The organism is Yokenella regensburgei (assembly GCF_051486985.1).
Taxonomy (GTDB): Bacteria; Pseudomonadota; Gammaproteobacteria; order Enterobacterales; family Enterobacteriaceae; genus CBFFRJ01.
Genome location: NZ_JAHVDV010000041.1, coordinates 25,253 through 33,828 on the forward strand (window position 1 = coordinate 25,253; position 8,576 = coordinate 33,828).

Sequence of the window (8,576 nt, forward strand, 5' to 3'; positions counted from 1 at the left end):
TCATCCTTCACGCTGCCTCTTTGTTGGCTGCGTCAGCTCACCCCAGTCACTTACTCATGTAAGCTCCGGGGATTCACTGACTTGCCGCCTCGACGCATCGCGAATGCTATTGTGAAAATATAGGCACTCCGACAAGAAAAACCCCCCTCAATTGCAGGGGGCGGTATGTAAATTACGCGTTAATCAGAAAGAACTCAAGCAGGGCGCGCCATTCCACTTTCGTCATTGGCGCTGTCTTTAAGATTATGGTCGAACGCCAGTACGATCAGCTTGTCTTCAAGCGAGAAGCGGGCGGCCAGGGCTTCGCCGATGTCAGACAGCGCCTGCTGAAATTCAGCGTAGTTGTCATCGTCGATAGCATTTTCCAGGCTGGAGTCGTAATACTCCATAATTTCAAGGGTATTGGCTTCAAGCAGGGGGTAAATCTGCGTGGAGGCTAAAAGTGGGCTGGTCCCTTCCATTTCGCTGATAATACGTTCATAAATATTAAAATGTCCGGCGGAAAGGTATTCGACCAGGTTATGACAGAATTCGTCCAGCGCTTTTTCATTCAGCTGCATGTACGATCCTTTGCCAGGTTTTATGCCAACCAGGTTGTAGTAATGAACCAGCAACTGTTTTCGGTTATAGAGCCAGTTGTCGACCAGTTCGTTACTTCCTCCAATTCTTTCCGCCAGTGTTGCTAGCTGGTTTAGCATAATTGACTCCGCAATATTAAGATTAAAAAAAAGCTCGAATGTAATAATAATGTTAACAACATGCCAGTAAAGCTAAGGTAGTGCAAACAAATGCATCGTATTATCGAGTCATCAGATCATGGCTGGTGGATCGTAAGCCATGAACAAAAATTATGGTTGCCCGGGGGAGAATTACCACTCGGTAATGCAGGAAATTTCGATCTTGTGGGGCAAAGCGCACTTAAAATTGGTGAATGGGAAGGCGAACCCGTCTGGATGATCCGTCAGCATCGCCATCAGGATATGGGATCGGTGCGTCAGGTGATCGAGCAGGATCCTGGATTGTTTCAGCTGGCCGGGCGCGGAGTTCAGCTTGCTGAGTTTTATCGTTCGCACAAGTTTTGCGGTTATTGCGGCCACACTATGCACCCCAGCAAAACCGAATGGGCCCTGTTATGTGACCACTGCCGTGAACGTTATTACCCGCAGATAGCCCCCTGCATTATCGTAGCCATACGCCGTGAAGATAAAATTCTCCTGGCTCAACACACTCGCCATCGCAATGGCATTTACACCGTTCTGGCCGGTTTTGTTGAGGTGGGCGAAACGCTGGAACAGGCCGTTGCCCGTGAAGTGATGGAAGAAAGCAGTATCAACGTTAAAAACCTGCGCTACATCACCTCCCAGCCCTGGCCTTTTCCGCAGTCGCTGATGACGGCGTTTATGGCGGAATACGACAGCGGGGAGATAGTCATCGATCCTAAGGAACTGATCGATGCCAGCTGGTATCGCTACGACGACCTGCCACTGCTGCCTCCGCCTGGCACCGTTGCCCGTCGTCTGATTGAAGATACGGTCGCGCAGTGTCGGGCAGAATATGAGTGACATGTTACACTGGGCGCATAAACGCTAAAGGAATGTAAACATGACCGACTTAAAAAACGATCGCTACCTTCGCGCACTTCAGCGCCAGCCCGTGGACGTGACGCCAGTCTGGATGATGCGTCAGGCCGGTCGCTATCTTCCGGAATATAAAGCGACGCGCGCCCAGGCGGGCGACTTCATGTCGCTGTGCAAAAATGCCGAGCTGGCGTGCGAAGTCACCCTGCAGCCGTTGCGTCGTTACAAACTGGATGCAGCGATCCTCTTCTCTGACATCCTGACCATCCCGGATGCGATGGGTTTAGGGCTCTATTTCGAGGCGGGTGAAGGCCCACGTTTTACCTCTCCTGTCACCTGCCATGCTGATGTGGAAAAACTCCCGGTGCCCGATCCCGAGCAGGAGCTGGGGTATGTCATGAACGCGGTGCGTACCATTCGCCGCGAACTGAAAGGCGCAGTGCCACTCATTGGTTTTTCCGGAAGCCCGTGGACGCTGGCGACCTATATGGTGGAAGGGGGCAGTAGCAAGGCCTTTACCGTCATTAAAAAGATGATGTATGCCGAGCCGCAAACGCTGCATCTGTTGCTCGATAAGCTCGCGAAAAGCGTCACCCTTTACCTGAACGCACAGATTAAAGCCGGTGCCCAGTCCGTGATGATTTTCGATACCTGGGGCGGTGTGCTGACGGGCCGTGATTACCAGCAGTTCTCGCTCTATTACATGCATAAAATCGTTGATGGCCTGCTGCGTGAAAACGACGGCCGCCGTGTTCCGGTCACCCTGTTTACCAAAGGTGGCGGACAATGGCTGGAAGCAATGGCAGAAACTGGCTGTGATGCGCTGGGCCTCGACTGGACGACGGATATTGCCGACGCCCGCCGTCGCGTAGGCAACAAAGTGGCGCTGCAGGGCAACATGGACCCGTCGATGCTTTATGCCACGCCTGCCCGTATAGAAGAAGAAGTCGCGACTATACTTGCAGGTTTCGGTGAGGGCGAAGGGCATGTGTTCAACCTCGGTCACGGCATCCATCAGGATGTGCCGCCGGAACATGCTGGCGCGTTTGTGGAGGCGGTGCACCAGCTCTCAGCCCGATATCACAAGTAAGGAGTGGTTATGGATCTTGCGTCACTGCGTGCTCAACAAATTGAACTGGCTTCATCGGTTTGTCGTGACGACCGTCTGGACAAGGATCCCCCTGCGCTCATTGGCGGCGCAGACGTTGGGTTTGAACAGGGTGGGGAGGTGACCCGCGCGGCGATGGTGCTTTTGTCCTGGCCCTCGCTTGAGCTACTGGAGTATCAGGTAGCGCGCATCCCCACCACCATGCCCTATATCCCCGGTTTTCTCTCCTTCCGTGAATATCCTGCGCTGCTCGCAGCGTGGGAGCAGCTCTCGCAAAAGCCCGACCTGCTGTTCGTTGATGGACACGGCATCTCTCACCCGCGCCGCCTGGGCGTTGCCAGCCACTTTGGTCTGTTGGTGGACGTGCCGACCATTGGCGTTGCCAAAAAACGGCTGTGCGGAAAGTTTGAACCTCTCTCTGACGAGCCTGGGTCACGGGCGCCGCTCATGGACAAAGGGGAGCAGCTGGCATGGGTCTGGCGCAGTAAAGCGCGCTGCAACCCGCTTTTCGTGGCAACAGGCCATCGGGTAAGTACTGACACCGCCCTGGCGTGGGTCGAACGCTGTACAAAAGGCTACCGACTCCCGGAGCCGACACGTTGGGCCGATGCGGTAGCCTCAGGGCGCCCGGCGTTCACGCGATGGCAGGCAATTCAGGGCTGATTAAGGTACACTGCGGCTAATTTCAGTGTCTGAGAACTCATCATGTTACAAAACCCGATTCACCTGCGTCTGGAGAAGCTCGCCACGTGGCAGCATGTCACCTTTATGGCCTGCCTGTGCGAACGTATGCATCCCAATTACGCCATGTTCTGCCAGCAAACCGAGTTTGGCGAGCCACAGTTGTACCGCCGTATCCTTGACCTGGTATGGGAAACGCTAACGGTCAAAGACGCGAAAGTGAACTTTGATAATCAGCTTGAGAAACTGGAAGAGGCAATTCCCTCTGCTGACGACTACGATATGTACGGTGTCTATCCGGCGATCGATGCGTGCGTGGCGTTGAGCGATCTGATTCATGCGCTGTTAAGCGGCGAAGCGCTGGAATACGCCATCGAGGTCAGCAAGACCTCGATCACCACCGTGGCAATGCTTGAAATGACGCAGGCGGGTCGTGAAATGACCGACGAGGAGTTGAAAGAGAACCCCGCAGTGGAGCAGGAATGGGACATCCAGTGGGAAATCTTCCGCCTTCTGGCGGCGTGCGAAGAACGCGATATTGAGCTGATTAAAGGCCTGCGGGCAGACCTGCGTGAGGCTGGCGAGAGTAATATCGGTATAAATTTGCAGCAATGAGACAACAAAACGTGATTTAACGCCTGTTTTGTCGTTCTGGGAGGCTTCCCTTCTGACCCCCGTCTGGTCTACATTTGGGGGGCGAAAAAAAGTGGCTATCGGTGCGTGTATGCAGGAGGGTGCTTTTGAGGCATTTCCGTCGCACTCGATGCTTAGCAAGCGATAAACACATTGAAAGGATAACTTATGAACAAGACTCAATTAATTGATGTAATTGCAGACAAAGCTGACCTGTCTAAAGTACAGGCTAAAGCTGCTCTGGAATCCACCCTGGCTGCGATTACTGAGTCTCTGAAAGAAGGCGATGCTGTACAACTGGTTGGTTTCGGTACCTTCAAAGTGAACCACCGCGCTGAGCGTACTGGCCGCAACCCGCAGACCGGTAAAGAAATCAAAATCGCCGCAGCTAACGTGCCGGCATTTGTTTCTGGTAAAGCACTGAAAGATTCTGTTAAGTAAGACAGCATGGCAGTGAACAGTTTTATCGAAGGGGCTTTGCGGCCCCTTTTGTCATTCTGGCGTCGGTCGTTGCCGCTGGCTGGCATACTGTTACTGACTGCCTGTAGTCACAACGACGCGCTACCGCCTTTTACCGCCAGTGGTTACGCCGGGGACCAGGGGGCGATGCGCTTATGGCGTAAAGATTCTGGCAACGAGACACATATTCTCGCGGCTTTCAGCCCCTGGCATCGTGGCAACACCTCCCTGAGTGAGTATCGCTGGCAGGATGATGCACTCAGCCTGATTGAGCTCAACATCTACGGTAAACAGCCCGAACACATCCGTATACGCTTCGACGACCACGGCGAACTCAGCTTCATGCAGCGTGAAATCAACGGGCAGAAGCAGCAAATTTCCAGCGATCAGGTCGCGCTCTATCGCTATCGTGCCGATCAGATTCGCCAGACCAGCGATGCATTGCGACAGGGAAGGGTAGAACTGCATCAGGGCCGCTGGCATACCAACGGTGCGGTGACCACCTGTGAGGGCCAGACGATAAAGCCTGATCTGGATGCATTAGCGCTTAGCCACATTCAGCGTCGACAGGATCACTCGTCGGTAGAGGTGAGCATCGCCTGGCTTGAAGGACCTGAAGGGGCGCAGTTGTTGCTGGTGGCAAATGAAGATTTCTGCACCTGGCAGCCAACGGAGAAGCGCTTCTGAGGTCATTGCGACCAGCAGCTTTCATGCCGACCCTCTCCCTGAGGAGAGGGTGGATTAGAGAAATTACTTCCCTTGCTCGCGTGCAATAGCACGATAACCAATATCCTTGCGGCTGAAGCTGCCATTCCAGTGAATATCGGCCATCAGTGCATTAGCGCGCTGTTGAGCTTCGGCAACGGTCTCGCCAAGCGCCGTAACGCAAAGTACACGGCCTCCGCTTGTCAGCACCTGATCCTCAGCCGACAGTGTCGTACCGGCATGGAACACTTTACCTGCAGGCGTCGATTCCAGCGGCAGGCCGTGGATAACGTCACCCGTGTTGTATTCACCCGGATAGCCGCCTGCCGCCATCACTACACCCAGGGCAGCGCGTGAGTCCCACTCAGACGTCTTCTCATCCAGATTGCCTTTGCAGGCGGCAAGACAGAGGTCTACCAGATCTGACTGCATACGCATCATGATCGGCTGCGTTTCAGGATCGCCAAAACGGCAGTTGAATTCGATAACCTTAGGGTTACCTGCTTTATCGATCATCAGCCCGGCATACAGGAAACCGGTGTAGGTATTTCCCTCTGCCGCCATGCCTTTTACGGTTGGCCAGATCACGCGTTCCATGGTGCGCTGGTGAACGACATCCGTCACGACCGGAGCCGGGGAGTAAGCCCCCATACCGCCGGTGTTCGGGCCAGTATCACCGTCGCCCACACGCTTGTGGTCCTGGCTGGTGGCCATCGGCAGCACATGCTCACCGTCGACCATCACAATAAAGCTGGCTTCTTCGCCATCCAGAAACTCTTCGATAACGATACGGTGACCCGCGTCACCAAAGGCGTTGCCAGCCAGCATGTCGTTCACGGCGGCTTCCGCTTCTTCAAGGGTCATTGCTACGATAACGCCTTTACCGGCCGCCAGACCGTCCGCCTTAATCACAATCGGTGCACCTTTCTCACGCAGGTACGCCAGCGCAGGCTCTACTTCAGTGAAGTTCTGATATTCCGCTGTCGGAATCTTGTGGCGTGCCAGGAAGTCCTTGGTGAAGGCTTTGGAGCCTTCCAACTGGGCGGCACCCTGCGTGGGGCCAAAAATTTGCAAGCCCGCTGCACGGAAAGCATCCACCACACCAATAACCAGCGGTGCTTCCGGGCCCACAATCGTCAGGTCAATTTTTTCACTTTGAGCAAAATTCAACAGGGCCGGAATATCCGTCGCACCAATAGCAACGTTCTGCAACGTCGGCTCCAGAGCAGTGCCGGCATTACCCGGTGCCACGAATACGGTATTAACGAGCGGCGATTGTGCCGCTTTCCATGCAAGGGCGTGTTCGCGCCCACCGTTACCAATCACTAATACTTTCATTGTCTGCTCCGTGGATTAATGGCGGAAGTGACGCATGTCGGTGAAGATCATTGCGATACCGTGTTCGTCGGCGGCGGCAATCACTTCTTCATCACGGATAGACCCGCCAGGCTGGATGACACAGGTGATGCCCACCGCCGCCGCCGCGTCAATGCCGTCACGGAACGGGAAGAACGCGTCGGAAGCCATTGCTGAGCCTTTTACTTCAAGCCCTTCGTCGCCGGCTTTAATCCCTGCGATTTTCGCGGAGTAAACGCGGCTCATCTGCCCTGCGCCTATGCCGATAGTCATGTTCTCTTTGGCGTACACAATGGCGTTGGATTTCACGAACTTCGCCACCTTCCAGCAGAACAGCGCATCGCGCAGCTCTTGTTCGGTCGGCTGGCGTTTACTGACCACGCGCAGTTCACCTTCGGTTACCATTCCAAGATCGCGGTCCTGAACCAGCAGGCCACCGTTAACGCGTTTGAAATCCAGACCCGGCACACGTGCAGACCATTCACCGCAGGTCAGGACGCGAACGTTCTGTTTAGCAGCAGTGATTTTCAGCGCTTCCTCTGTCGCAGAAGGGGCGATGATCACCTCTACAAACTGACGAGAGATAATGGCCTGTGCGGTATCCGCATCCAGCTCGCGGTTAAAAGCGATGATGCCGCCGAATGCCGAGGTGGGGTCGGTTTTGTACGCGCGATCGTAGGCATCCAGAATAGAGTTGCTTACCGCCACGCCGCACGGGTTCGCGTGCTTGACGATAACGCAGGCCGGCTCGCTGAACTCTTTCACACATTCCAGCGCCGCATCAGTATCCGCGATGTTGTTATAGGAGAGGGCTTTACCCTGCAGCTGCCGGGCTGTGGCTACCGAGGCTTCTTTCACCTCTTCTTCTATATAGAAGGCTGCCTGCTGGTGGCTGTTCTCGCCATAACGCATATCCTGCTTCTTAATGAAGTTCAGGTTCAGGGTACGCGGGAAGCGACCGGCGGCTTCTTTACTATCGCCGTGGTAAGCCGGCACCAGACTACCGAAGTAGTTGGCAATCATGCTGTCGTAGGCCGCAGTGTGTTCGAATGCTTTGATGGCGAGGTCGAAGCGGGTTTCCAGCGTCAAAGAGGCGTCGTTGGCATCCATCTCTTCAATAATGGCGTTGTAGTCGCTGCTCTTTACTACAATGGCGACATCTTTATGGTTCTTGGCCGCAGAGCGCACCATGGTCGGGCCGCCAATATCGATGTTTTCTACCGCATCTTCCAGCGAGCAGCCTTCGCGAGCAACGGTCTGTGCAAACGGATAGAGGTTAACGACAACCATATCAATGGGAGAGATGCTGTGTTCAGCCATGATGGCATCATCCTGGCCACGACGGCCGAGGATCCCGCCGTGTACTTTCGGATGCAGGGTCTTCACGCGTCCATCCATCATTTCCGGGAAACCGGTGTAATCGGAAACTTCGGTCACGGGTAAGCCTTTATCTGCCAGTAGGCGGGCAGTACCGCCTGTAGAAAGCAGTTCCACACCACGTGCGGAAAGCGCCTGAGCGAATTCAACGATGCCTGCTTTGTCAGAAACACTGAGCAGAGCGCGGCGGACTGGACGACGTTGTTGCATGGTAAATCCCCTGGATTTGACGATAACAGAGAGCGTTAGCTGAATTTTCATTTAAAAACTCAGCTAACGCCCCTTACGGGGCTGCTTTTTTGCGCGGGCATTGTAACGAAAACGTTTGCGCAACGCTCGCGAATTTTTATCTTTCGACCAGGAACGCATAATTTTGCCCTTCCTTTATAGGTTGGCGAGGCTAATTTCAGCAAGGTGCCGGAAAGGTTTGTGGATAACTCTGTGCGTAAAAGGGTATAAGGCGGGGTTTTGCTGGGGAATGCAGCAGTCAGTCATTTTTCTGCAATTTTTCTATTGCGGCTTCAGGAGAACTCCCTATAATGCGCCTCCATCGACACGGCAGATGTGAATCACTTCACACTAAACAGCCGGTTCGGTTGAAGAGAAAAATCCTGAAAATCAGGGTTGACTCTGAAAGAGGAAAGCGTAATATACGCCACCTCGCAACGGTGAGCGAAAGC

The 8,576-nt window shown here is 54.2% G+C and carries 9 protein-coding genes; 6 read left to right on the forward strand and 3 right to left on the reverse strand.

All coding sequences use genetic code 11. From position 1 onward, the window contains the following. Positions 1-194: 194 nt before the first annotated feature. Complete coding sequence (gene rsd, locus KXR87_RS21220) at positions 195-698, reverse strand: sigma D regulator (protein ID WP_437434193.1); 504 nt, start codon at positions 696-698, stop codon at positions 195-197. A 90-nt stretch (positions 699-788) separates the two neighbouring features. On the opposite strand from rsd, the gene nudC reads away from it, so the two are divergent. From nudC to KXR87_RS21250, 6 genes are all read left to right on the forward strand, one after another. After that, positions 789-1,562, forward strand: a complete 774-nt coding sequence (gene nudC, locus KXR87_RS21225; RefSeq protein WP_437434194.1) for an NAD(+) diphosphatase — start codon at positions 789-791, stop codon at positions 1,560-1,562. A gap of 40 nt (positions 1,563-1,602) precedes the next feature. Continuing rightward, the gene (hemE, locus tag KXR87_RS21230) at positions 1,603-2,667 is read left to right on the forward strand and encodes a uroporphyrinogen decarboxylase (RefSeq protein ID WP_437434195.1); all 1,065 of its coding nucleotides are present in this window, start codon (positions 1,603-1,605) and stop codon (positions 2,665-2,667) included. Between the two features lie 9 nt (positions 2,668-2,676). Continuing rightward, positions 2,677-3,348, forward strand: coding sequence for a deoxyribonuclease V (gene nfi / locus KXR87_RS21235; protein ID WP_437434196.1), 672 nt, complete (start codon positions 2,677-2,679; stop codon positions 3,346-3,348). Positions 3,349-3,390: 42 nt separating this feature from the next. Further along, entirely contained in the window at positions 3,391-3,981 is a 591-nt protein-coding gene (locus tag KXR87_RS21240; RefSeq protein ID WP_437434197.1) for a YjaG family protein, read from the forward strand. A 186-nt stretch (positions 3,982-4,167) separates the two neighbouring features. Next, complete coding sequence (gene hupA / locus KXR87_RS21245) at positions 4,168-4,440, forward strand: nucleoid-associated protein HU-alpha (protein ID WP_437434198.1); 273 nt, start codon at positions 4,168-4,170, stop codon at positions 4,438-4,440. A 12-nt stretch (positions 4,441-4,452) separates the two neighbouring features. Then, positions 4,453-5,145, forward strand: a complete 693-nt coding sequence (locus tag KXR87_RS21250; RefSeq protein ID WP_437434202.1) for a DUF1481 domain-containing protein — start codon at positions 4,453-4,455, stop codon at positions 5,143-5,145. Between the two features lie 63 nt (positions 5,146-5,208). Here KXR87_RS21250 and purD read toward each other — a convergent pair whose 3' ends face one another. After that, positions 5,209-6,501 carry a phosphoribosylamine--glycine ligase gene (gene purD / locus KXR87_RS21255; RefSeq protein ID WP_437434199.1) on the reverse strand — a complete coding sequence of 431 codons (1,293 nt, stop codon included), beginning with the start codon at positions 6,499-6,501 and terminating at the stop codon, positions 5,209-5,211. A gap of 15 nt (positions 6,502-6,516) precedes the next feature. After that, complete coding sequence (purH, locus tag KXR87_RS21260) at positions 6,517-8,106, reverse strand: bifunctional phosphoribosylaminoimidazolecarboxamide formyltransferase/IMP cyclohydrolase (RefSeq protein ID WP_437434200.1); 1,590 nt, start codon at positions 8,104-8,106, stop codon at positions 6,517-6,519. Positions 8,107-8,576: the final 470 nt, after the last annotated feature.

Coding starts and splice junctions, on each gene's coding strand:
- rsd (WP_437434193.1), bottom strand. CDS start 698: ATGCTAAACCAGCTAGCAACACTGGCGGAAAGAATTGGAGGAAGTAAC.
- nudC (WP_437434194.1), top strand. CDS start 789: ATGCATCGTATTATCGAGTCATCAGATCATGGCTGGTGGATCGTAAGC.
- hemE (WP_437434195.1), top strand. CDS start 1,603: ATGACCGACTTAAAAAACGATCGCTACCTTCGCGCACTTCAGCGCCAG.
- nfi (WP_437434196.1), top strand. CDS start 2,677: ATGGATCTTGCGTCACTGCGTGCTCAACAAATTGAACTGGCTTCATCG.
- KXR87_RS21240 (WP_437434197.1), top strand. CDS start 3,391: ATGTTACAAAACCCGATTCACCTGCGTCTGGAGAAGCTCGCCACGTGG.
- hupA (WP_437434198.1), top strand. CDS start 4,168: ATGAACAAGACTCAATTAATTGATGTAATTGCAGACAAAGCTGACCTG.
- purD (WP_437434199.1), bottom strand. CDS start 6,501: ATGAAAGTATTAGTGATTGGTAACGGTGGGCGCGAACACGCCCTTGCA.
- purH (WP_437434200.1), bottom strand. CDS start 8,106: ATGCAACAACGTCGTCCAGTCCGCCGCGCTCTGCTCAGTGTTTCTGAC.